Below are 22,366 nucleotides of genomic sequence, written 5' to 3' on the forward strand. Positions count from 1 at the left end.
TCAGATGGTGACCGCTCCGTTTTGGGTTTCGAAGGTGACCGAGAGGATGCCGGGCGTACCATGCGGGGCAACCCATTCAACTGCAACATCCTCCAGCGGCTTTTCCACCGGTTCGCCCAGCCATTCGGTGACCCGGGAGGCCGAGCCTGCGATGGTCAGGCAGCTCATCTTGATGTTGCTCTCGTAGGCGTTGGACGGGTGGAGCGACGGATCGCCCTCCCACTTCAGCATGTAGGGCACCTGGGGATCGGCGATGAGGCCCAGGATTCCAATCTGCTTCCACACCAGCTCGCGGCCGTCGGGAAATTTGCGGTTGCCGTTGACGGCAGCCCGTCCCAGGCGTGCCTCGAACGGAGCAAGGTCGTCAACTTCGACGCACCAGCCCATCCAGCCCCCGCCGGCCGCGGAGCGGGCCCGGACGGCCTGTCCGAAGGGAGCCTTGTCCGACGCAGGGTGGTCCAGGACCTCCACGACCTCAAGGTATTTGTGTCCCGCGAGCGGGATGATCATATTCCGGGTACCGAACCGCGGGTGTACCCCGCCCTTCACTGCCTCAACGCCGAGGGCAGAAGAAATACGTTCGGTAGTGGCCGCGAGGCCATCGTGTTCACAGGCGTAAGAGACGTGATCCATGCGCATGCCATCATCTTGGCACTTTGTGATCGGGCTCTCAGCTAAGGATACCCTTACTGGGATTTTCCGATTTCAGCACCCTCGAAACCTGCTCCATGGCAGGAACACGGGACCATGTTCGTCACAATGCTGTTCGCCGGGCCGGCCACATTCCTACACTGGGCTCAGGTCATGAGTGCCAGCAACCGCCCCGGCTCGCTGGCCGGCAACCCTCCATCCGCGGCGGGGTGCCCCGGGTGAGGACCTGGCCGTCCGGCAAGAAGGCCGGGTGGCAAGCGCGGCCCGTGGTGCTTCCAGCATGCCGGGCCCAATCAAAGGAGCCTTGAATGTCCAACGGATGGTCCTTCGAAACCCGCCAGATCCACGCCGGCCAGGAACCGGATGCTGCCACCGGCGCCCGCGCCCTGCCCATTTACCAGACCACCTCCTTCGTCTTTCCCAGCGCCGAGAGCGCTGCCAACCGCTTCGCCCTCGCCGAGCTTGCCCCGATCTACACGCGCATCGGCAACCCCACCCAGGATGCCGTTGAGCAGAGGATTGCGAGCCTTGAAGGAGGCCTGGCCGCGCTCCTCCTCAGCTCGGGGCAGGCGGCAGAGACATTCGCGGTCCTAAACATCGCCGAGGCCGGCGACCACATCGTGGCCAGCCCCAGCCTCTACGGCGGCACTTACAACCTGTTCGCCCACACTTTGAAGAAGTTCGGCATCTCGGTGACCTTCGTGGCGGACCCGGACAACCTGGACCACTGGCGCGAGGCGGTCCAGCCCAACACCAAGCTCTTCTTTGCCGAAGTGGTGTCCAACCCGCGGCAGGACGTGCTGGACATCGAGGGCGTCTCCCGCACCGCCCACGAGGCCGGCGTGCCCCTGATCGTGGACAACACGCTGTCCACGCCATACCTGATCCGGCCGCTGGAATGGGGCGCGGACATCGTGGTCCACTCGGCCACCAAGTACCTGGGCGGCCACGGCGCCGCGATCGCCGGCGTCATCGTTGATTCGGGCAAGTTCGACTTCAGCAAGGACCCCGGACGCTTCCCCGGCTTCAACACCCCGGACCCCACCTACAACGGCCTGGTGTACGGCCGCGACCTGGGCGAGGGCGGGGCGCTGGGGGCCAACCTGTCCTACATCCTCAAGGCCCGGGTCCAGCTCCTGCGCGACCTCGGTTCCGCCGTTTCGCCTTTCAACGCCTTCCTGATCTCGCAGGGCCTGGAGACCCTGAGCCTGCGCGTGGAGCGCCATGTGGCCAACGCCGGGGAGGTGGCGCGGTGGCTGGAAGCAAGGGACGACGTCGAATCCGTCGCCTACGCCGGGCTGCCCTCCAGCCCCTGGTACGAGCGCGGCCGCAAGTACGGACCCAGGGGTACCGGCGCCATTGTCGCCTTCAACCTGGCCGGCGGTGCCGAGGCGGGCAAGCGGTTCGTGGACGCCCTGGAGCTGCACTCGCACGTGGCCAACATTGGGGACGTCCGCTCGCTGGTCATCCACCCGGCGTCGACGACCCACAGCCAGCTGTCACCGGAGCAGCAGGCGGCGGCCGGCGTCGCTCCGGGACTGGTCCGCCTCTCCGTCGGCCTGGAGCACATCGACGATATCCTCGCCGACCTTGAAGCCGGGTTCCGTGCCGCCAAGGAGGCGCAGGGCGCCTGAGCGGACGGTCCGGGGACCAGGGCCCGACGGCGGGTGGCCGGCCTGCGTGCGCAAAGCCGGGGAAGTCACAACCAGTCACACTCTTGGCCCGGGCCGGGTGGTGTTTCGTACACTCGAACCAGGTCATGAGTGCCAGTGACAGCCCCGGCTTGCTGGCCGGCAACCCTCCTTCCGCGGTGGGGTGCCCCGGGTGAAGACCTGGCCTGCCGGTCATTCCGCCGGTGGGCAAGCGCGTAGAAGAGGTCTTGCCATGACGGTTACCGTCACCCCTACCACCGTTCCCGAGCACGGAATTGTCCGCTACGCCTCCATCGGGGGCCTGGAACTGGAAGCCGGCGGCTACCTGCCGGACGTCACGCTCGCCTACGAAACGTGGGGCACGCTCAACGCGGACGGCAGCAATGCCATCCTCATCGAGCACGCCCTGACCGGCAGCACCCATGTCACCCGCGGCGACAGCGACGAACCCGGCTGGTGGGAACAGCTCGCCGGCCCCGGTGCCCCCGTGGACACGGACCGGTTCTTCGTGGTGTCCATCAACATTGTGGGCGGCTGCTACGGGTCCACCGGGCCGTCGTCGCCCGCCCCGGACGGGACACCCTGGGGTTCCCGCTTCCCCCTGGTGACATTGCGGGACAGCACCGTGGCCGAAGCCCGGCTGGCAGACCAGCTCGGCATCGGCAGTTGGTACGCAGTCCTAGGGGGTTCCCTGGGCGGTGCCCGCGCCTTGGAATGGGCCATCACCTACCCGGAGCGGGTGCAGCGCTGCGCCGTGATTTCCGTGGGCGCCGCCAGCACGGCAGAGCAAATCGCGTTTGCCCAGGCACAGACCCTTGCCATTCGCCAGGACCCCAACTTCAACGGCGGCGACTACTACGGCGGCCCGTTCCCCGAGGAAGGCCTGGCCTTGGCGCGGCGCATCGCGCACATCACCTACCGCTCCGCCGCCGAGCTGGAGGGCAGGTTCGGCCGGGAGCCCCAGGCCCCGGAATCACCGCTGCAGGCTGACTGCCTGTCGGGCCGCGGCCGCTACCAGGTGGAGAGCTACCTGGACCACCAGGGCAACAAGCTGGTCCAGCGCTTCGACGCCAACAGCTACATCGCCATCACCGAGGCGCTGATGAGCCACGATGTCTGCAGGGAACGCGGAACGCTGGCCGAAGCGCTGGCCCGTTCCGAAGCCCGGTTCTTCATTGCTGCAGTCGATTCGGACCGGCTCTACTTCCCGTCCCAGTCGCGGGAGCTGGCGCGCGCACTGCCCGGGGACGTGGACGTGCATCTGATCCAAGCGCCGATCGGCCACGACGGCTTCCTGACGGAAATCGGGCAGCTCGGGGACCAGCTCCGCGAGCACCTCCTGCCTTGAACCCCTGCCGAGCCCGCGGTTCCCACCGGGCCGCAGTGCTGGATGTGCATTTTTGCAGATGCTTCCTGCAGTATTCGGCGTTGAGCTCAGCGCGTCACCAGACAATACTCGTGTGAACCTGCAGTTTTGTGGTGCTCACCACAAAACCGCTGTCCGATCCCCATTGTGGTGTCGACGGAGACGCCAAAGGAGTTCACTCATGAGTACGGAACACTCCGCCACACGGCGGCTCGAGGAAACCGATGTTAAGGCCTCAGGGCTGAAGAAAGTCGTCACGGCCTCGATGGCCGGCACGGTGGTCGAATGGTACGAGTTCTTCCTCTACGCATCTGCCGCCACACTGGTGTTCGGCAAAACGTTCTTCCCCAACTCAGGCACGGAACTGGACGGCATCATTGCCGCATTCGTCACCTACGCCGTAGGCTTCGTGGCCCGCCCCATCGGCGGCATCGTCTTTGGCCATTTCGGTGACAAGTTCGGCCGCAAGCAGCTCCTGCAGCTGAGCATCATCCTGGTGGGTGTGGCCACCTTCCTCATGGGCTGCCTGCCCACCTTCGCCCAGATCGGCTACTGGGCTCCCGCCCTCCTGGTGTTCCTGCGCTTCGTGCAGGGCTTCGCTGTCGGCGGTGAGTGGGGCGGCGCCGTGCTGCTGGTGGCAGAGCACAGCCCCAACCAGTCCCGCGGGTTCTGGTCCAGCTGGCCGCAGTCTGCTGTTCCAATGGGCAACCTGCTGGCCACGGGCGTACTGTTCACCCTGTCCTCGACACTGTCCCAGGAAGCCTTCCTCGGCTGGGGCTGGCGCGTGGCGTTCTGGCTGTCCGCCGTCATCGTCATCATCGGCTACTACATCCGCACCAAGGTCCAGGACGCTCCGATCTTCATCGAAGCCCGGAAGGAAGTCACCGCGGAAAAGAAGGGCTACGGTGTTGCCGAAGTCTTCCGCCGCTACCCCCGCGGCGTCTTCACCGCCATGGGGCTCCGGTTCGCCGAAAACATCCTCTACTACCTGGTGGTCACGTTCTCCATCACGTACCTGAAGGTGGTTGTCCAGACGGACACTTCACGGATCCTGCTCCTGCTGCTGGTGGCGCACTTCATCCACTTCTGCGCCGTCCCGCTGGTCGGCAAGCTCTCCGACGCCTTCGGGCGGCGGCCCGTCTACATGGCGGGCGCCATCCTCGGCGGAACCTGGGGCTTCTTCGCCTTCCCCATGATGGACACAGCCAATGACATGGTCATCCTGGCCGCCATCACCATCGGGCTGCTCTTCCACGCGTTGATGTACGCGGGCCAGCCGTCCATCATGGCCGAGATGTTCCCCACCCGGATGCGCTACTCCGGCGTGTCCCTGGGCTACCAAGTGACCTCGATCGTTGCCGGCTCGCTGGCGCCGATCATCGCCACCGCCCTGCTGGGCAACTTCAATTCATCCCTTCCGGTGGCCCTCTACCTCCTGGCCGCCTGCATCGTGACGGCGGTGTCCGTGCTCTTCCTCAAGGAGACCAGGGGCATCTCACTGCATGACGTCGACGCCGCGGATGCCAAGGGCACCGCAGACCTCCTCGCTGCCAGCAAGAAGTAGCACGCAGCCAGGCACCACAGGTAAGGCAGCTGCCCGGGCCCGGATTCCGGGTCCGGGCAGCCGCATGACCACCACCCCCAACCACACCAAGGAACCCCCATGCGAGCCGCTGTCCTTTACAACACCGTTCCCGCGGGAACCAGGTACTCCGACGCCCGCCCCCTGACGGTGGAGGAGCTGGAACGGCCCGAACCGCGGGCAGGCGAGCTGGGAATTTCCATCAAGTATTCGAGCCTGTGCCACTCCGACCTCTCCGTGGTGGACGGTTCGCGCGTCCGGCCCCTGCCGATGGCGCTGGGGCATGAGGCGGTGGGCAGGGTGGCCTCGGTGGGCAGCGGAGTCACCGGTGTCTCCGAGGGCGACCACGTGGTGCTGGTCTTCGTTCCAAGCTGCGGGGACTGCCGCGCCTGCCGGGCAGGCCGGCCCGCCCTGTGTCACCGTGCCGCCGAAGCCAACGGGTCCGGCGACCTCCTGCACGGTGAGGCCGTGCTGCGGACCCGGTCAGGGGAGCGCATCAACCACCACCTTGGCGTGTCGGCTTTCGCAGACTACGCGGTGGTTGCGCGCGAATCGGTCGTGGTGATCGACGACGACGTCCCGGACACGGTTGCCGCGATGTTCGGCTGCGCGGTGCTGACGGGCATGGGCGCGGTCTTCAATACGGCAAAGGTCGACGGCGGGGAGTCGGTAGCCGTGTTTGGCCTCGGCGCCGTCGGCCTGTCGGCAGTCATGGCAGCCCGCATCGCCGGTGCGGGCTCGATCGTCGCCATTGATCCAAACAGGGACAAGCACCAGCTGGCCCTGGACTGTGGTGCCAGCGCTGCGGGTACCCCAGAGGACGCTGCAAGGCTGATTGCAGATGCCGCCGGTGACGGCGTGGATGTTGCCGTGGAGGCAGTGGGCTCCGCCCGTGTCATCGCCTCCTGCCTTGAGCTGGTGACCAGGGGCGGCGCCGTGGTTTCGGTGGGCCTGCCGCATCCGTCCGCGGAACTGGCCGTCCCGGCGCTCCAGTTTGCGGGTGCGGGCAAGCGGCTGCTCGGCTCGTACATGGGCGACGCCGTCCCCGGCCGGGACATCCCGCGCTATCTCGGCTACTGGCGGGACGGCCGGCTGCCGGTGGAACTGCTGCATTCGGACACGCGCCCGCTCGCCGAGATCAATGAGGGCCTGGACGCCCTGGCGGCCGGGAAAGTGGTCCGCCGGCTGTTCCGCCCCTGAATGCTTGCCGCCCGCGGCAGGACTCAGGCGACCAGCAGGTCCTGCCGGGCCGCCACTTCTTCCTTGAGCGCGGCTATGACCGCCTGGACGCGCCCGGACCGCATCGACTCCGGCCGCGCCACTGCCCAGATGGGAAGCTGGCGCTCGAAATCGTGCGGAAGGACGGGGATGAAACCGGGGTCGCGGGCCACCATGAAGTTGGGAAGCAGCCCGATGCCCGCGCCCCTGCGCACAGCCTCCACCTGGGCGAAGATGCTCGTGGCCTGGAAGCTGGATTTCGGCGCGGGCAGCTGCGAGGACCGGTGGCCGAGTTCCGCCACCTGGAGGGCGGATTCGACGTACGACACGAAGCCGTGCTGCCCCACGCCGTCGGGCGTTTCCGGCAGTCCGCGCTGGGCTGCATAGGCGGCGCTGGCGTAAAGCCGGAGGTAGTAGTTGGTAAGGAAAATCGTCTGGGCATTGTTGACGTCGGTTCCGCCCACCACCACTTCCAGGTCAACTCCGGACCGGTTGCGGCTGACCTTGCGGGTTGCGCTGAGCATCTCGATATTCAGAAGGGGATGGCGCTGCTGGAGGCGTACCAGCGCCGGAGCCACGAATTCGGCGCCGAAACCGTCCGACGTGCTGATCCGGACCATGCCGGACAGGGCATCGCGTTCCTGGCCGATGGTGCCGGCAAGCGAGCCCAGCGTTTCCTCGATGGCCTCGGCGGCCGCCACTGCGGAGGCGCCAAGCTCGGTCAGCTCCCAGCCCTGCGGGCTGCGTTCCAGCGTCCTGCCGCCCAGTTGCCGGTCCAATGCCAGGATGCGGCGGGAAATGGTGGTGTGCGTGGTTCCCAGGCTCTCGGCGACGGCGTTGAACCGTCCCAGCCGTGCCACGGTCAGGAGAATCAGCAGGTCGTCTGGGCTGGGAAGCCGGGCCACTGGTGCAACCTTCCGTCAATGTGCATCAGTGCACATACTGTCTGTGATTTTTCCCCTTGATTGCACTCTAACAGCATGTAACCGTTGTCACTGGGCGGTCCGGCCATGGCGGCCGGCCGCAGAGCAAAGGAGCCCGGGCGATGGCAGTAATCGGATGGATTGGACTGGGGAACATGGGCGGGTCCATGTCCGTGAACCTGGCCAAGGCCGGACATGAGGTGCGCGGCTTCGACCTCAACCCCGCAGCCCTTGCCGCCGCGGAGGCCGGCGGGGTCAAGCCCGCCGGCAGCATTGCCGAAGCAGTGGAGGGAGCCGACGCCGTCTTCACCATGCTCCCCAAGGGCGAGCATGCCAGGGCCGTGTACCTGGGCCCGGAAGGAGTGCTGGCCGCCGCAGGTACCAGCACCCTGCTGGTTGATTCCTCCACCATCGACATCGCAGCGGCGCAGGAACTGCACGACGCCGCTGCTGCCGCCGGCTTCCGCTTCGTTGACGCGCCGGTTTCGGGCGGCATGAGCGGGGCGAAGGCCGGGACGCTGACCTTCATGGTGGGCGGGGAGCCGGGAGCGGTGGCGGACGCCACGGAGTACATCCGTCCGATGGCCGCCAACATCATTCCCACCGGCGGCGCCACCACGGGCCAGGCAGCCAAGATCTGCAACAACCTCATGCTGTTCATCAACCTCGCCTCAACGGCTGAGGGTGCCGTGCTGGCAGACCGGCTTGGCCTCGACAAGCAGGTCTTTTGGGACATCGCCTCGGTCTCGTCGGGGGACAGCTGGGCGCTGCGAACCTGGTACCCGGTCCCGGGCGTGGTGGAGACCGCCGCTTCGAACAACGAATTTGCGCCCACGTTCACTACGGAACTGGCCAACAAGGACATTGGGCTGGCCATCAGTGCTGCCGAGGACACCGGCACCCCGCTGGAGCTCGGCAGGCACGTGCAGCAGCTGTTCCAGCGCCTGGTCGACGCGGGGGAAGCCGGCAAGGACTGCTCCATGATCATCAAGCTGGTAGACGGCTCGCTCCGCACCGCTGACTAACACCCGCAGGCAGACCATTCCGAAAGAGGCATCCATGCAGACCATTCCCCACATCATCAATGGACAGCGGGTTACGGAGGCAGAACGCTTTGGCCCCGTCTTCAACCCTGCCACCGGCGAACAGGAAAAACAGGTGGTGCTCGCGTCCGGCGCCCGGGTGGAGGAAGCCATTGCGGCAGCAAAGGCGGCACTCCCGGGCTGGCGGGCTACGAGCCTCGCCAGGCGCAGCGGGATCTTCTTCAAAGTCCGCGACATCCTGGCCCGGCGCAAGCCGGAGCTGGCGGCAATCCTTACCAGCGAACACGGCAAGGTGCTCTCCGACGCTGAAGGCGAAATCTCCCGCGGCCTGGAGAACATCGAGTTCGCCACCGGGCTGAGCCACATGCTCAAGGGCGAGCACTCCGAGCAGGTCTCGGGCGGTGTGGACGTCCACTCCGTCCGCCAGCCCGTGGGCGTGGTTGCCTGCATCACCCCGTTCAACTTCCCCGCCATGGTTCCGCTGTGGATGATCGGCAGTGCGCTCGCATGCGGCAACACGGTCCTGCTCAAACCGAGCGAGAAGGACCCTTCATCTGCCGTTTTCATCGCGGAGGTCTTCGCGGAGGCAGGCTTGCCTCCGGGGGTGCTGAACGTGGTCCAGGGCGATAAGGAAGCGGTGGACGTGTTGCTGGAGCACCGGGATGTCAAAGCCGTCAGCTTCGTAGGTTCCACGCCCATTGCCCAGTCCATCTACAAGCGCGCCGCGGATCACGGCAAGCGTGTCCAGGCGCTCGGCGGAGCCAAGAACCACATGGTGGTCCTGCCCGACGCCGACCTGGACATGGCGGCTGATGCTGCGGTGTCCGCCGCCTATGGCTCGGCCGGCGAACGGTGCATGGCTGTCAGCGTCCTGGTGGCGGTGGGCAACATCGCCGATGACCTCGTGACAGCCATCAAACGCCGGATGGCGGACCTGAAGATCGGCCCCGGGACGGATCCGTCCTCCCAGATGGGGCCGCTGATCACGGCCGAACACCGCGACCGGGTGGCGTCCTATGTGGCCGGAGCGGAAAGCGAAGGCGCCAGCGTGGTAGTGGACGGGCGGGAGCAGCAATTCGCCTCGGATGGCTTCTTCCTCGGCGTCAGCCTGATAGACCACGTCAAGCCGGGCATGAGGGTCTACGACGACGAGATCTTCGGCCCCGTCCTGTCCGTGGTCCGGGCGGAGAGCTACAGCGACGCCGTGCGGCTGGTCAATGAAAACGAGTTCGGCAACGGTGCCGCCATCTTCACACGCGACGGCGGTGCGGCGCGGCAGTTCGAGTTCGACGTTGAGGCGGGAATGGTAGGCGTTAACGTGCCAATCCCCGTACCTGTGGGCGCCTTCTCGTTCGGCGGCTGGAAAAACTCCCTGTTCGGAGACACCCACATGTACGGTCCGGACAGCATCCGCTTTTACACCCGCGGAAAGGTGGTGACCACCAGGTGGCCCGACCCGTCCACCTCGGTGATCGATCTCGGATTCCCCCAGGTGGACTGAGCCCTAGCCGTTCATGATCTCGCCGCGGCGGGCCATGTACTCCTCCATGGACAGTTCGCCGTTGCTGTACTGCTGGTCCAGTTCCGCCAGCTTGCGGGCCCGGAATCCCTGCGGTGCCGACGGCGGCGGGGGAGTGGCGGGCGCGGAAGGCTGTTCAGGGGCGGGGTTCCCGGCAGGTTGCTGCCCGCCCTGCTGCCGGATGCCCGGTTGCTGGAACGGCGGTTCCTGCGGGGCCCAGTTGCCGTTGCCCATGGGCGGCACCGGCGGCTGGCCGTACTGGTTGGGCAGCGGGTGAGGGTCATCCAGGGGCTGCGGGTTGTCGAGGGGCTGCGGCCGGTCCAACTGGCGGAACCCGCCCGCAAAGTAGTCCTGCTGGGTATAGCCGTCACGGGGCTGCTTGCTCTGCGGACCGGTGGAACCGGGAAACTGTCCTGAACCTAGAAACTGCCCTGCGCCGGGGAACTGTTCGGGGTAGCGGCCGGGGAAGCTTTGGTCGTAGTTCCGGCGGGCCACCGATTTCCGGTACATCCGCATGGCCACCGGGATCAGGAGTGACAGGATGATGATCCAGAAAAACATGTTGCTCACGGTGCTGCGCCTCTCATGTGTGTCCTTCAAGTTTAGTCCCGGACGGTACCCGGATGGCCGGGAGTCCGATGAAGGCGGCGTACCGGTCCACGGCTTCCTGGACTGCGGCGGCCGGCGGCGATCCCGGGGTGGCGCTGACAGGATCATGCAGGCGGATATCCAGTTCGCAGCGGTCCGGAAGCAGTCTGTGCCGCCACGAGCCTGCCATCCGGCCGTCCAGCAGCACCACGTGGATGGGCTCGCCGGCCAAGGGAAGGGCAGGGGCGCCGCCGCCCATATAGTGCCGGGTGGCGAAGTAGCCCATGATGTATTCGTCGTAGCACTGGACCAGGTCGATCCACGGTGCCGGAGCCGGTGTACCGCCGGCCTGAGTCCCTGGATGCGCACCGGCGGCCGCGAAATAGTGCTCGACGCCGTCAATCACCGTGGCGGCCAGCGCTTCGGGCCGTGCCTCCCTGGCCAGCCGCACCCCCTTCCGGACGTCCGTCACCGCCAGTCCCGACCACCCGGCGCAGTCCTTGGCCGTGGCAGGGCCCCGGCTGGTGAAATAGCGGCACGCGAGTTCAGCCAGGGCTTCCTCCCGGGCCGGTGCCGGCTGCGGACCGGGAGGAACCCGCTCGTCAAAGAGCGCATAGGTCTGTTTGAGCGCCCCGCCGCGGCTGCGGACAGGCGTGCCGCTGGCCAAAACGCCACTGACCTCGGCGTGCATGATGATGTAGGCAAGCCGCAGCCCATTGGCCTCGAAGCCGGCCGTCTGCAGCTTTCCGGCGAGTTGCTCACGGGTCAGGTGGTTGCCGCCCGCGACAGCGCTGGCCAGCACCTCGCCTGTCCGCCTGGCCGTGGCGGCGTCGATCCCGGTGCGCCGGTACGTCAGTGCGTTGAGTTGGTGGAGCCGCGGGGCGGAAAGGGCCGAAAGCCAGCGCAGGTCCTCGCGGTGGACGAAATGCCAGGTGGGCCGAAGGATGTGGGTGCGCAGGACTGTCCCGTCGGCCACGGCCTGCTCAATGTCTGCAGCCGTTACAGGGGAGCGTCCGGTGGAAGCTACACGCTGGGCCAGGCTCCAGCGGGCATAGGGGAACTCCTGTGCCTGCACCGCCAGGAGCCGCCGGAGTGCCGCCTGTGGGGACCCCGCGCGGGGTTCGCGAAGCATCTGGGCCTGCAGCCTCAGCCGCACCACCGCATCAGGTTCCATGCCCACCGCCTGGGTTGCCCGCCGTCGGGGTTGATCTGCCGCGGCCAGCTACCGCCGGACTGCCCCGGTGTTTCCCAGCGGTCCCTCGCCGGAGCCCAGGGGGACGCCCGGGCCGAAGACGGGACCCGGCGTCGGACGCTTGGCGGTGATGCCGTCACCGGAGGACTGCTGCCGCAGGCGGCGCAGCACCCAGGGGACGAAGTATTCGCGGGCCCACACCAGGTCGCCGGACCGCGCCTCCCGCCACGACCGGGGCGGAAGCGGCTTGGGCCGGAGCGGTTCCAGGGCGTGCTCCACGTTCAGCGCGTCCAGCACCATCGCCGCGATGGTGTGGTGACCGAGCGGCGAAAAGTGCAGCCGGTCCTGGTCCCACATCTGGGGGTCGCTGAGCTGCCGGAGGGACCACATGTCCGCGATGATGGCGTCATGCCGGGCCGCGACGGTGCGCAGGTTTTCGTTGTAGATGGCCACCTTGCTCCGGATCCGGCCCAGGACGGAGGAGCCGGTATCGGGGCCGTTAAAGAGGACAACGGTGGCGCCGCCCATGGCCAGGATCTGGACCACGGAATCGAGCTTCTCGGCCAGGGCGTCGGGATCGCCGCCGGGCCTGATCAGATCGTTGCCGCCGGCGGACAGGGTGACGAGGTCCGGCTTCAGCGCCAGGCAGGGGGCCAGTTGCTGATCCACGATCTGCTGCAGCAGCCTGCCGCGGACGGCCAGGTTGGCGTAGGCAAAGTCCGGCTGGCTTCGTCCCAGTTCCTCCGCCACGCGGTCGGCCCAGCCGCGGTAGCCGCCGGGGCTGGAGGGTTCGGGGTCGCCGATGCCCTCGGTAAAGGAATCACCCATGGCCACATAGCGGCTCCAGGGGTGGGATCCGGCGTGTGCGGGCGGCGTCTGGATGGCACTTGCGTCGGTCACGGTCCCTATCCTGCCTTCCGGCTTGCTGGCTACGCGAACGTAGGTTGCTGCGTCCGGGTACCTGTAAGAATGGAAACCATGACTGAAGCCGAAGTATTTCCTGCCCCTGTCGTCCTGTGGTCCCACCCTGAGGACCAGCGTGACGGGAAGCCGCTGCTGGTGCTGCTGCATGGTTACGGCGCCAACGAGCAGGATCTGCTGAGCCTCGCGGACCTGCTGCCGGGGGACTTCGCCGTCGCCTCCGTGCGGGCACCCATCGCCATGGGTCCCGGCTTCACCTGGTTCCCGCTCACCGCGTCCATCGACTACTCCCTGGAGCGGGTCAAGGCGGCCTCTGCCTACGTCCTGGAGTGGATCGACGCGATCCGGGTGGGGCACCCGTCGGTTACCCTTCTTGGCTTCTCGATGGGAATGGCCATGGCCACCACCCTGCTGCGGCAGCGGCCCACGGACTTCGCAGCCGTCGTCGGCCTGTCAGGTTTCGTGGTGGACGCGGACGGCGACCCCACGTTCCGGGACCATGAACTGGACGGCACCGTCCCCATGTTCTGGGGCCGCGACCAGCAGGACCCGGTGATTACCCCGGACAAGATCGACTTCACCATGGCCTGGGTCCGCAAGCACGTCAAGCTCACCAAGGTGCTTTATACCGGCATGTGGCACGGCATCAACCAGCAGGAGATCGGACACGTCGGCGAGTTCCTCACCCACGAGGTCCTGAAGAAGTAAGGAGTACGACGGCGGGCGGCGGCGTGCGGAGGATGCCCCGCCCAGCGCCTGCACAACATCCGCCGTCCAGGGGCCTCAGGCCTCTGGAGCGACGACCCTCACGGTCTGGTTGTTCACCGTGACGGTGTCGCCGTTGCGCAGCTGCCGGCCGCGCCGGTCGTCGATCTCGCCGTTGACCTTGACCAGCCCGTTCTTGATCAGCTCGGTGGCCTCCACGCCGTCCTCCACGAGGTTGGCGAGCTTCAGCAGCTGGCCCAGGCGGATCATGCTGTCGCGGATGGGGACGTCCTCAACGGGGTTGCTCATACAGCAATAATGCCTGACGTAAGGTGGATTCAATGACCTCCACCTCCCGCCTGCCTGTCCTCGCAGGCCTACCGCTGGCGGTGGGCGCCGGCCTCGCCATCCCGGTCCAGGGCCGGATCAACGGAGCACTCGGAGCCCGCCTGGGTGACGGCATCGCCGCTGCCGTGGTGAGTTTCAGCACAGGCCTGCTTGTCATGATCCTCATCTCACTGCTCCTGCCCCGCGGCCGCGCAGGGCTGGCACGGATCCTTCCCGCCGTCCGGGCCAGGGCGTTTCCCCGCGTCTACGTCCTGGCAGGGGGCATCGGCGCGCTGTTTGTCTTTGCCCAGTCCTTCACGGTGGGCGTCCTGGGCGTCGCATTGTTCACGGTGGCCACCGTCACCGGGCAGACTGTGAGCGGCCTCCTGGTGGACCGGCTGGGCCTCGGCCCGGCCGGAAAGAAGCCGGTCACCGGCATCCGGATCATCGGCTGCGTGTTGACCATCGCAGCCGTCGCCTGGGCTGTTTCGCCTCGCTTCACCGGCACCGGTGCAGCCGGCGACGGCGGCCCTGCCGGTCTGCTCCTTCCCCTCCTGCTTCCCGTCGCGGCAGGGTTCCTGATGAGCTTCCAGCAGGCCATGAACGGGACCGCCACCATGCATTACGGAACACCCATCGCCGCCACGCTGGTCAACTTCGTGGCGGGCAGCCTGGTGCTGTGGGTGGCGCTCGCCGTCAAGCTGCTGGCGGCAGGCCCGGGTAATCCCCTGCCGGGGGAGTGGTGGTACTACCTGGGCGGGCCCATGGGCTGTGTCTTCATCGGGCTGGGCGCGCTCCTGGTCAGGAGCCTGGGGGTTCTGGTGACCGGCCTCGGCATGATCGCCGGCCAGCTGCTCGGTTCCCTGGCCCTGGACGCGGTGCTGCCTGTCCCCGGCACAGTGGTGGCGCCGGCCACCGTCCTGGGCACCGTGCTGACCCTGGGCGCCATCATCCTCGCCACCATGCCGTGGCCGCGGGGCGCGCTCCGCAGGCGCCGGCCGGTAGGCTAGGACACGCAGCTTTTTCGCACCCCTTCATCCGCCCCGCCCGGCCGCCGGAAGTGCCATACCTCTGGTGTTGCCCGGGGCCTGAATAACGCGGACCGCACCCAGCGGCCCTGTAGAAATTGGAGTTACCCCCATGGCAGCAAAATCCGTTCTCGACCAGGTCATCTCCCTCTCCAAGCGGAGGGGCTTCGTGTTCCAGGCCGGTGAGATCTACGGAGGTTCGCGTTCTGCCTGGGACTACGGGCCCCTCGGCGCCGAGTTGAAGGAAAACATCAAGCGCCAGTGGTGGCAGTCCGTGGTGCGCGGGCGCGAGGACGTGGTGGGCCTGGACTCCTCCGTCATCCTGCCCCGCCAGGTATGGGAAGCGTCCGGCCACGTGGAGGTCTTCTCCGACCCCCTGGTGGAATGCCTGTCCTGCCACAAGCGCTACCGTGCGGACCACCTCGAGGAAGAGTACGAGGAAAAGAAGGGCCGGCCGGCCGAAAACGGCCTCAAGGGCATCGCCTGCGCCAACTGCGGCACCCGTGGGGAATGGACCGAACCGCAGGAGTTCTCCGGCCTGCTCAAGACCTTCCTGGGCCCCGTGGCCAGCGAGGAAGGCCTGCACTACCTCCGCCCGGAAACCGCCCAGGGCATCTTCGTGAACTTCAACAACGTGCTCACCACGTCCCGCAAGAAGCCGCCGTTCGGCATCGGCCAGATCGGCAAGTCCTTCCGCAACGAGATCACCCCCGGCAACTTCATCTTCCGCACCCGCGAGTTCGAGCAGATGGAAATGGAATTCTTCGTGGAGCCCGGCACGGATGAGGAATGGCACCAGTACTGGATGAAGGAGCGGATGGCCTGGTACACCGGCCTGGGCATCCGTGAAGAGAACCTCCGCTTCTTTGAGCACCCCCAGGAGAAGCTCAGCCACTACTCCAAGGGCACCACGGACATCGAGTACCGCTTCGGCTTCCAGGGTTCCGAGTGGGGCGAGCTGGAAGGCATTGCCAACCGCACCGACTTCGACCTCTCCACCCACGCCAAGGCCTCCGGCACGGACCTGAGCTACTTCAACCAGGCCACCAACGAGCGGTACACCCCGTACGTGATCGAGCCCGCCGCCGGCCTCACCCGGTCCTTCATGGCCTTCCTGATCGACGCCTACACCGAGGACGAGGCCCCCAACGCCAAGGGCGGGGTGGACGTCCGCACCGTCCTGAAGCTCGACCCGCGCCTGGCCCCGGTCAAGGCCGCCGTGCTGCCGCTGAGCCGCAACGAGGACCTGTCCCCGAAGGCCAAGGACCTCGGTGCCCAGCTGCGCAAGAACTGGAACATCGACTTCGACGACGCCGGCGCCATCGGCCGCCGCTACCGCCGCCAGGACGAGATCGGCACCCCGTTCTGCATCACGGTGGACTTCGACACCCTCGAGGACCAGGCCGTGACCATCCGCGAACGGGACACCATGAGCCAGGAACGCGTCTCCCTGGACAAGGTGGAGGGCTACCTGGCCGCACGCCTGATCGGGGCCTAGCCATGGCCATCGAATACCGCGAATGGCGTGAGGGCGACGACCTGGCGCTTCTGGAGATCTGGGGTGGCCCGGAGACTGCCCAGGCCCGCCAGTTCCGCGGCGCCCTGGCGGTCTCCTCCAACGGGGGCGGCGGCACCCCGTGGCGCCGCTGCATCGTGGCCGAGGACGTTCTTGACGGCGTCGGCATTCCCGTGGCGGCAGGAGTCGTCTACGAAGCCTCGCTGCACCCCGAGCGGCTGTGGACCTACATCGAGGTGGCGCGGTACCACCGGCGCTCCGGCATCGGTGCCAGCCTGCTGGCCATGCTGCGGCGGGAAGCCGAACACGCGCCGTCGGGCGTGACGAAGCTGCGCGCCAAGGTGGAGCCCGGCACCGCCGGCGCCGCCTTCGCGGAGGCCGCCGGGCTGTCGCCCATCCAGCGGTCCCGGCTGGTCATCGTGGAGCCTGGCGCCCTCCGGCTTCCCGTCTTTCCGGAGAAGGACTACGGCGGGCGGCCGGTCAGCGGCGAAAACGCCGGCTCGGACGTGGTGATGGACCTGGCCACCGGATCCGTGGAACTGACGGACGTCGTGGGCAGGTACTACACGTCCATCCACGGCTGGGACCCGCCTGGCGTGCTGTCCGTGGGGCAGGTGCAGAAACTGTTCCTGGACGAGCTCACCGGCGCCCACGGCGCCATCGTGCTGCGGGCACAGCCGGAGTCGGCTTTCGGTGCGGGCGTGGCGCCCGGTAAGAAGGGCCGGATCCGGGCCTTCGCCGTGAGCTATGCGGCGCCCGCCACGCCGGAACCCGGCCAGGAATCCGAGCCGGCATCAGCCGATGCTCCCACCGACGTATTCGTGGGCCATGAGCCGGCCCTCGATGCCGGTGACGCCGCCGAGGCGGTGCGCGACATCCTTGCGCTGATCGCGTACCAGCACCCGGTCATGCTGGAACTGGACGACTCCATGACGGCCCTGCGGGCCGCCGTCGAACCCCTCCTGGAGAGTGGGAAGGCGCGCCTCGCAGCGGCCGAAACCCTCGTCGTCTCGGACTGACGGCGTGGCACCGGGTGCGCGCCTCCCCAAGTAAGTAGCGCCAACGGAAAGTCTGGGATGCACCCGTCCACGCCGGCCTGGAGCAGGCGCCGCAGCAGCAGGGTTTCGTGCTGGAGGTTCCTTCGGATGGGTCCGGGCAACCGTCAGGCTGCTGGTTCCGGGACAGGGTTCAGAGGGTGACCTGTACCGACGATTCCGGCAGCAGTTGGGTGAAGGCGCGGGACGGCCGGACATCCGCGCCGGTGCCCTCACTGAAGGACTTGATGACGAAACCGGTGGCAAGGGTCTGCCAGAGGCGGACTTTCCGGAGCATGAAATGCCCTGCTCCCTGCAGTGCCACGTACTGCATGCTGGCCGCTTCCGCGGAGGCCCGCCGCGCAAACGCCAGCGATTGGGAAGGACTGGTCCAGCGGTCGTTGGTGCCGTGCACAATCAGGACCTTCCTGCCGGCCACGTTGGCCACCGGAGTCTGCGGGGTGAGCCAAGGCGCCAGGGCCACCACGGATTCCACCTGCGGATGGTCCGCCGCGCAGACGGCCGTCAGTCCGCCCATTGAGTGGCCCAGAAGGAAGATGGGCACGCCAGGATGCTGCTCCTCGATCTGCCGCAGCGCCCAGCGGGCGTCCTGCAGCGGAGCCATGTCCGGCCCGTTCCAACCGCGGACGCTGTTCCGCAGCGACCACACCGCCAGGCCGTGTTTCCGTCCCGCCCGGTGCAGGTGCCTGGCGAACGGCACCATCCGCGCCGGACTCAGGTGCCGCGCTTCCACCGGTTCCCGGCTGTGGGATTTTCCGCCGTGCAGCACCAGGGCAACGCCCCGGGTGGGTGCGGATGCTTCCAGGACACCCAGCACGGCCTGGTGGACGGGCTCGGGAACGCTTCCGGACGCCTGCCCGCTGGTGTCATCGGTGCTTCGGTTGGCCACTCCTGGTACCTCCCACTGATCCATTTATCAACCCTACGGCGCCGGACGTAGAGTTCAACGTATGAGGTTTCACTGCTGATGGGCGCCGGCCACTCCCACGCTTCTCCAGGTCATTCGGAGCCGACGCCGGAGGCGATGGCTGCCCGGCGGAAAGCCAACCGGATCCTGGCGGCGGTGTTGATTCCCATCACCCTGCTGACCCTTGCGGGCATGGCGATGCTCTGGCCGTCGGGAAGCAAGGAAGGCATCTCGCTGGCCAATCCGTACTCGGCAGCGCCCGGCGTGACGTTCGACACCGGCACCATCCAGAGCGTGGTGACGGAGAACTGCATGCAGGGGGCGGCCCAGCAGGGCCAACAACAGCAAGGCCAGGCGCAGCAGCAGAATCCGGGGCAGCAGGGCTCGGACTGCACCTTCGCCTTCACTGAGCCGGACAAGGGCGGAAGTCCGGTCAAGGTGGTCATCAATCCGGATATCGCCAAGTCGCACGGGGTCAAGGCGGGGGACCAGATCCGCTACCTGAATCTGTCCAACGCACAGGGCGCGGCGTCCTCGCAGGGTGCGCCCGCTTACATCTTCGTGGACTTCGTCCGCACCCTGCCCATTGTCCTGCTGGCCCTGCTCTACGCGGTGGTGGTCATCGCCGTCGCCCGCTGGCGGGGGCTGCGGGCCCTGGTCGGGCTGGTGGGCGCGTACTTCGTGCTGGCCAGCTTCATGCTCCCGGGCCTGGTGGAAGGCAAGCCCCCGCTGCTGCTCGCGCTGGTGGGGTCCACGGTGATCATGATCGGGGTACTCTACTTCGCCCACGGATTCTCGGCCCGGACGTCCACGGCCTTACTGGGGACCATCTTCGGGCTGGGCATCACGGCGCTGCTGGCGGCCTGGGCTACGAATGCGGCCAACCTGGCCGGGGTGGGCAACCACGACGCCACCACCCTGGTGAACACGTCGTCCAATATCTCCATCACCGGAGTGATCCTGTGCGGGCTCATCATCTCTGGCCTGGGCGTGCTCAACGACGTGACCATCACCCAGTCATCCGCCGTGTGGGAGCTCTATGAACTGGCACCCGCCAGCAGCGCACGCAAGCTGTTCACCTCCGCCATGAGGATCGGCCGCGACCACATCGCTTCCACGGTGTACACCATCGCGTTCGCCTACGCGGGGGCGGCGCTGCCCATCCTCATCATCGTGATGCTGTACGACCGGCCGCTGGGGGAGACGCTCACCAGCGCCGAACTTTCCGAGGAAGTGATCCGCACCCTGGTTGGCTCCATCGGCCTTGTCCTGGCCATCCCGGTCACCACGCTGATCGCCGTCCTGGTGGTCAAGGCGACCGGCGTCCATCCGGCCGCGCCCGCCGTCGCAACAACCGGACCCGCGGTGCCGGGACCGGGGGCAGCCGATGCCGGCCGGCAGCTTGGGGACGAGGTGGACGACACCGGATCGCTCGCAGCCGCGGCACTGGAACGGCGGTCCAGCCGCGCCGCCGGCGGTGCGGAGAGTCCAGGCACTCCGGACAGTGCGGGAACCCCCGACAGCGCGGGAACCCCCGACAGCGCCGGCAGCACCGGCGGGATGCCGCAAACCCGGCGCGGCCGGCGGGCGGCTGACCGGGGCTGACGGCGGCTCAAGGCCGCGGGGAGCCGATTTGCCCGCCTTTGCAACAATGGAAAGGTGACTGTTGCAGCAACTCCTCCCGCTCCCAAGCTGGAACTCCCGCCCCTGAAGCTGGGTCCCATCACCGTGGACACGCCGGTGATCCTGGCGCCCATGGCCGGCATCACCAACTCCGCCTTCCGTAGGCTCTGCCGTGAGTACGGCGGCGGCATGTACGTGGCGGAGATGGTCACCTCCCGCGCGCTGGTTGAGCGGACCCCCGAGTCCCTCCGGATCATCTCCCACGACGACGACGAGAAGGTCCGTTCGGTCCAGCTGTACGGCGTGGACCCGGTCACCGTGGGCGCCGCCGTGCGGATGCTGGTGGAGGAGGACCGTGCCGACCACATTGACCTGAACTTCGGCTGCCCCGTCCCGAAGGTCACCAGGCGCGGCGGCGGTTCGGCGCTGCCGTGGAAGATCGACCTCTTCACTTCGATCGTGCAGACCGCCGTGAAGGAAGCCGCCAAGGGCAACATCCCGCTGACCATCAAGATGCGCAAAGGCATCGATGACGACCACCTCACCTACCTCGACGCCGGCCGGATTGCCCGCGATTCCGGCGTCACTGCCGTCGCGCTGCACGGCCGTACCGCGGCGCAGTTCTATTCCGGGCAGGCTGACTGGTCCGCCATCGCCCGACTCCGCGAGGCCCTGCCGGACATCCCCGTGCTGGGCAACGGGGACATCTGGTCCGCCGAGGACGCCGTACGGATGGTCCGTGAAACCGGCGTGGACGGTGTGGTGGTGGGCCGCGGCTGCCAGGGCCGGCCGTGGCTGTTCGGCGACCTGCAGGCCGCGTTCGAGGGCAGCGACGAGCGCCATCGGCCCAACCTGCGCCAGGTGGCCGACGGCGTGTACCGCCACGCGCAGCTGATGATCGAAACCTTCGGCGGCGATGAGTACAAGGCCCTCCGGGAGATCCGGAAGCATATGGCCTGGTACTTCAAGGGGTACCCGGTGGGCGGGGACCTGCGGGCCAAGCTCGCCACGGTGCCGACGCTTGAGGTCCTGCGCTCGCTCCTGGATGAGCTGGACCCCGAGGTGCCCTACCCCGGCGTCGATTCCGAGGGCCCGCGTGGCCGCGCAGGGTCACCGAAGAAGCCGGCGCTGCCCAAGGACTGGCTGGACTCCCGGGCGCTCAACGACGCGCAGTCGAAGGACATTGCCGCCGCGGAGCTGGACGTTTCCGGTGGCTGAAACTCCCTTGGCTGAGACTCCAATGGCCGGTCCGGCCGCCGCGTTGGCCCGCGCCGCCTACAACGCCGACGATTCCGCCCGCTGGGTGGAAGAACCGCCGAAGAGCACGTACCGCTCCGACTTCGAGCGCGACCGTGCGCGCGTCCTGCATTCCTCCGCACTGCGCCGGCTGGGGGCCAAGACGCAAGTGGTGGCACCGGACACCGACGACTTTGTCCGGACCCGCCTGACGCACAGCCTGGAAGTGGCCCAGGTGGGACGCGAATTGGGCCGTGCCCTGGGCTGCGATCCGGACGTGGTGGATACCGCCTGCCTGAGCCACGACCTGGGCCACCCGCCGTTCGGGCACAACGGGGAGTCGGCGCTGAACGAGGTGGCGCACGCCATCGGCGGCTTCGAGGGCAACGCCCAGACCCTGCGGCTCCTGACCCGCCTCGAGCCCAAGGTGCTGACCGCGGATGGCCAGCCGGCCGGGCTGAACCTCACCCGGGCCAGCCTGGACGCGGCTGCCAAGTACCCGTGGTCCGCGCTGGAAGCCCCGGTCATCCACGGCCAGCGCACCAGCAAGTTCGGCGCCTACGAGGACGACCTTCCCATCTTCAACTGGATCCGCCAGGGCGCCCCCGAGCGCCGCTCCTGCCTGGAAGCGCAGGTCATGGACCTCGCGGACGACATCTCCTATTCCGTCCACGACGTGGAGGACGCCATCGTGGCCGGGCACTTCCAGCTGCGGTGGATGGACAACCCGGACCACCGCGCCCGCGTGGTGGGTTACGCCAAGCAGTGGTACTTGCCGCACAACGACCCCGCGGCCATTGACGCCGCTCTGGCCCGCCTCGAGGCTACGGACGTGTGGGTCCGGGAGGCGGACGGCAGCCGCAAATCCATGGCTGCCCTGAAGAACATGACCAGCCAGCTGATCGGCCGGTTTTGCCAGAGCGCGCTGGAAACCACCCGTGCCGTGTACGGACCGGGGAGGTTGACCCGCTACGAAGCCGAGCTCATGGTCCCGGACGAAACGGTCATGGAGATCGCCGTCATGAAGGGCCTGGCCACCACCTTCGTGATGACCACGGAGCACCGGCAGCCCATCTACGAGCGGCAGCGCGAGGTGCTGCACGCCCTCGTCACCGCGCTGAGCGCCACCGGGGACCGGCACCTGGAACCGATGTTCGCGGCCGACTGGCGGGACGCAGCCGACGACGGCGCCCGGCTCCGCGTCGTAATCGACCAGGTGGCGTCCCTGACGGACGGTTCGGCACTGGCCATGTACGAGCGCCTGGTGGGGAGCCTGCCGTCCCTGTGGTGATGAACGCCCTGGTGATGAATGCT

The 22,366-nt window shown here is 67.6% G+C and carries 20 protein-coding genes and 2 riboswitches; of the genes, 13 read left to right on the forward strand and 7 right to left on the reverse strand.

Annotation, left to right across the window (positions count from 1 at the left end):
* Positions 1-639, reverse strand: coding sequence for a VOC family protein (locus AC5RU7_RS05925; protein WP_009359382.1), 639 nt, complete (start codon positions 637-639; stop codon positions 1-3).
* 161 nt (positions 640-800) lie between these two features.
* A riboswitch (SAM riboswitch) is annotated at positions 801-917 on the forward strand.
* Between the two features lie 42 nt (positions 918-959).
* Here AC5RU7_RS05925 and AC5RU7_RS05930 point away from each other — a divergent pair.
* From AC5RU7_RS05930 to AC5RU7_RS05945, 4 genes are all read left to right on the forward strand, one after another.
* Complete coding sequence (locus AC5RU7_RS05930) at positions 960-2,285, forward strand: bifunctional o-acetylhomoserine/o-acetylserine sulfhydrylase (protein WP_494051512.1); 1,326 nt, start codon at positions 960-962, stop codon at positions 2,283-2,285.
* A gap of 121 nt (positions 2,286-2,406) precedes the next feature.
* A riboswitch (SAM riboswitch) is annotated at positions 2,407-2,523 on the forward strand.
* A 12-nt stretch (positions 2,524-2,535) separates the two neighbouring features.
* Positions 2,536-3,651: a homoserine O-acetyltransferase MetX gene (gene metX, locus AC5RU7_RS05935; RefSeq protein ID WP_494010517.1), complete on the forward strand. Its 1,116-nt coding sequence runs from the start codon at positions 2,536-2,538 to the stop codon at positions 3,649-3,651.
* Positions 3,652-3,850: 199 nt separating this feature from the next.
* Positions 3,851-5,233 (forward strand): MFS transporter, encoded by a 1,383-nt coding sequence (locus AC5RU7_RS05940; RefSeq protein WP_494010516.1) that lies wholly within the window; start codon positions 3,851-3,853, stop codon positions 5,231-5,233.
* Positions 5,234-5,332: 99 nt separating this feature from the next.
* A complete protein-coding gene (locus AC5RU7_RS05945; RefSeq protein ID WP_494051513.1) occupies positions 5,333-6,451 on the forward strand; it encodes an alcohol dehydrogenase catalytic domain-containing protein in 1,119 nt (372 codons plus the stop codon).
* Between the two features lie 23 nt (positions 6,452-6,474).
* On the opposite strand, the gene AC5RU7_RS05950 is transcribed toward AC5RU7_RS05945, so the two are convergent.
* Positions 6,475-7,374: a LysR family transcriptional regulator gene (locus AC5RU7_RS05950; protein WP_494051514.1), complete on the reverse strand. Its 900-nt coding sequence runs from the start codon at positions 7,372-7,374 to the stop codon at positions 6,475-6,477.
* A gap of 140 nt (positions 7,375-7,514) precedes the next feature.
* Here AC5RU7_RS05950 and mmsB point away from each other — a divergent pair, with 140 nt between their 5' ends.
* Both mmsB and AC5RU7_RS05960 read left to right on the forward strand, forming a co-directional pair.
* Positions 7,515-8,417 (forward strand): 3-hydroxyisobutyrate dehydrogenase, encoded by a 903-nt coding sequence (gene mmsB / locus AC5RU7_RS05955; protein WP_494051515.1) that lies wholly within the window; start codon positions 7,515-7,517, stop codon positions 8,415-8,417.
* A 34-nt stretch (positions 8,418-8,451) separates the two neighbouring features.
* Positions 8,452-9,936, forward strand: coding sequence for a CoA-acylating methylmalonate-semialdehyde dehydrogenase (locus tag AC5RU7_RS05960; protein WP_494051516.1), 1,485 nt, complete (start codon positions 8,452-8,454; stop codon positions 9,934-9,936).
* A gap of 3 nt (positions 9,937-9,939) precedes the next feature.
* Here the strand turns inward: AC5RU7_RS05960 and AC5RU7_RS05965 are convergent, their stop codons facing one another.
* The 3 genes from AC5RU7_RS05965 to AC5RU7_RS05975 are packed head-to-tail and all read right to left on the reverse strand — an operon-like array spanning position 9,940 to position 12,634.
* Complete coding sequence (locus AC5RU7_RS05965) at positions 9,940-10,515, reverse strand: hypothetical protein (RefSeq protein ID WP_494051616.1); 576 nt, start codon at positions 10,513-10,515, stop codon at positions 9,940-9,942.
* 22 nt (positions 10,516-10,537) lie between these two features.
* Positions 10,538-11,716 (reverse strand): winged helix DNA-binding domain-containing protein, encoded by a 1,179-nt coding sequence (locus AC5RU7_RS05970; RefSeq protein ID WP_494051517.1) that lies wholly within the window; start codon positions 11,714-11,716, stop codon positions 10,538-10,540.
* Positions 11,717-11,764: 48 nt separating this feature from the next.
* Positions 11,765-12,634: an SGNH/GDSL hydrolase family protein gene (locus tag AC5RU7_RS05975; protein ID WP_494051518.1), complete on the reverse strand. Its 870-nt coding sequence runs from the start codon at positions 12,632-12,634 to the stop codon at positions 11,765-11,767.
* A 78-nt stretch (positions 12,635-12,712) separates the two neighbouring features.
* Between AC5RU7_RS05975 and AC5RU7_RS05980 the strand changes: the two genes are divergently transcribed.
* Positions 12,713-13,363, forward strand: a complete 651-nt coding sequence (locus AC5RU7_RS05980; protein WP_494051519.1) for an alpha/beta hydrolase — start codon at positions 12,713-12,715, stop codon at positions 13,361-13,363.
* A 75-nt stretch (positions 13,364-13,438) separates the two neighbouring features.
* Here AC5RU7_RS05980 and AC5RU7_RS05985 read toward each other — a convergent pair whose 3' ends face one another.
* Positions 13,439-13,669 carry an RNA-binding S4 domain-containing protein gene (locus tag AC5RU7_RS05985; RefSeq protein WP_009359372.1) on the reverse strand — a complete coding sequence of 77 codons (231 nt, stop codon included), beginning with the start codon at positions 13,667-13,669 and terminating at the stop codon, positions 13,439-13,441.
* A 32-nt stretch (positions 13,670-13,701) separates the two neighbouring features.
* Here AC5RU7_RS05985 and AC5RU7_RS05990 point away from each other — a divergent pair, with 32 nt between their 5' ends.
* The 3 genes from AC5RU7_RS05990 (at position 13,702) to AC5RU7_RS06000 (ending at position 17,250) form a co-directional block, all read left to right on the forward strand.
* The gene (locus tag AC5RU7_RS05990) at positions 13,702-14,697 is read left to right on the forward strand and encodes a DMT family transporter (RefSeq protein WP_494051520.1); all 996 of its coding nucleotides are present in this window, start codon (positions 13,702-13,704) and stop codon (positions 14,695-14,697) included.
* Between the two features lie 130 nt (positions 14,698-14,827).
* Positions 14,828-16,213: a glycine--tRNA ligase gene (locus tag AC5RU7_RS05995; protein WP_494051521.1), complete on the forward strand. Its 1,386-nt coding sequence runs from the start codon at positions 14,828-14,830 to the stop codon at positions 16,211-16,213.
* A gap of 2 nt (positions 16,214-16,215) precedes the next feature.
* Entirely contained in the window at positions 16,216-17,250 is a 1,035-nt protein-coding gene (locus tag AC5RU7_RS06000) for a GNAT family N-acetyltransferase (protein ID WP_494051522.1), read from the forward strand.
* A 169-nt stretch (positions 17,251-17,419) separates the two neighbouring features.
* Here AC5RU7_RS06000 and AC5RU7_RS06005 read toward each other — a convergent pair whose 3' ends face one another.
* Positions 17,420-18,199 (reverse strand): alpha/beta hydrolase, encoded by a 780-nt coding sequence (locus tag AC5RU7_RS06005; RefSeq protein WP_494051523.1) that lies wholly within the window; start codon positions 18,197-18,199, stop codon positions 17,420-17,422.
* Between the two features lie 54 nt (positions 18,200-18,253).
* Here AC5RU7_RS06005 and AC5RU7_RS06010 point away from each other — a divergent pair, with 54 nt between their 5' ends.
* The 3 genes from AC5RU7_RS06010 to AC5RU7_RS06020 are packed head-to-tail and all read left to right on the forward strand — an operon-like array spanning position 18,254 to position 22,343.
* A complete protein-coding gene (locus AC5RU7_RS06010; protein ID WP_494051524.1) occupies positions 18,254-19,798 on the forward strand; it encodes a YibE/F family protein in 1,545 nt (514 codons plus the stop codon).
* A 54-nt stretch (positions 19,799-19,852) separates the two neighbouring features.
* The gene (gene dusB, locus AC5RU7_RS06015; protein ID WP_494051525.1) at positions 19,853-21,034 is read left to right on the forward strand and encodes a tRNA dihydrouridine synthase DusB; all 1,182 of its coding nucleotides are present in this window, start codon (positions 19,853-19,855) and stop codon (positions 21,032-21,034) included.
* A gap of 22 nt (positions 21,035-21,056) precedes the next feature.
* Complete coding sequence (locus AC5RU7_RS06020; RefSeq protein WP_494051617.1) at positions 21,057-22,343, forward strand: deoxyguanosinetriphosphate triphosphohydrolase; 1,287 nt, start codon at positions 21,057-21,059, stop codon at positions 22,341-22,343.
* Positions 22,344-22,366: the final 23 nt, after the last annotated feature.

The sequence above is a fragment of the Arthrobacter sp. K410C genome (assembly GCF_059090105.1).

Bases quoted from the DNA above. Each gene is read 5' to 3' on its own strand.
- AC5RU7_RS05980 (WP_494051519.1), top strand. From the start codon at position 12,713: ATGACTGAAGCCGAAGTATTTCCTGCCCCTGTCGTCCTGTGGTCCCAC.
- AC5RU7_RS05925 (WP_009359382.1), bottom strand. From the start codon at position 639: ATGCGCATGGATCACGTCTCTTACGCCTGTGAACACGATGGCCTCGCG.
- AC5RU7_RS06010 (WP_494051524.1), top strand. From the start codon at position 18,254: ATGGGCGCCGGCCACTCCCACGCTTCTCCAGGTCATTCGGAGCCGACG.
- metX (WP_494010517.1), top strand. From the start codon at position 2,536: ATGACGGTTACCGTCACCCCTACCACCGTTCCCGAGCACGGAATTGTC.
- mmsB (WP_494051515.1), top strand. From the start codon at position 7,515: ATGGCAGTAATCGGATGGATTGGACTGGGGAACATGGGCGGGTCCATG.
- AC5RU7_RS05940 (WP_494010516.1), top strand. From the start codon at position 3,851: ATGAGTACGGAACACTCCGCCACACGGCGGCTCGAGGAAACCGATGTT.
- AC5RU7_RS05995 (WP_494051521.1), top strand. From the start codon at position 14,828: ATGGCAGCAAAATCCGTTCTCGACCAGGTCATCTCCCTCTCCAAGCGG.
- AC5RU7_RS05930 (WP_494051512.1), top strand. From the start codon at position 960: ATGTCCAACGGATGGTCCTTCGAAACCCGCCAGATCCACGCCGGCCAG.
- AC5RU7_RS06005 (WP_494051523.1), bottom strand. From the start codon at position 18,199: ATGGATCAGTGGGAGGTACCAGGAGTGGCCAACCGAAGCACCGATGAC.
- AC5RU7_RS05945 (WP_494051513.1), top strand. From the start codon at position 5,333: ATGCGAGCCGCTGTCCTTTACAACACCGTTCCCGCGGGAACCAGGTAC.
- AC5RU7_RS06000 (WP_494051522.1), top strand. From the start codon at position 16,216: ATGGCCATCGAATACCGCGAATGGCGTGAGGGCGACGACCTGGCGCTT.
- AC5RU7_RS05970 (WP_494051517.1), bottom strand. From the start codon at position 11,716: ATGGAACCTGATGCGGTGGTGCGGCTGAGGCTGCAGGCCCAGATGCTT.
- AC5RU7_RS05965 (WP_494051616.1), bottom strand. From the start codon at position 10,515: ATGTTTTTCTGGATCATCATCCTGTCACTCCTGATCCCGGTGGCCATG.
- AC5RU7_RS06020 (WP_494051617.1), top strand. From the start codon at position 21,057: ATGGCCGGTCCGGCCGCCGCGTTGGCCCGCGCCGCCTACAACGCCGAC.
- AC5RU7_RS05985 (WP_009359372.1), bottom strand. From the start codon at position 13,669: ATGAGCAACCCCGTTGAGGACGTCCCCATCCGCGACAGCATGATCCGC.
- AC5RU7_RS05990 (WP_494051520.1), top strand. From the start codon at position 13,702: ATGACCTCCACCTCCCGCCTGCCTGTCCTCGCAGGCCTACCGCTGGCG.
- AC5RU7_RS05960 (WP_494051516.1), top strand. From the start codon at position 8,452: ATGCAGACCATTCCCCACATCATCAATGGACAGCGGGTTACGGAGGCA.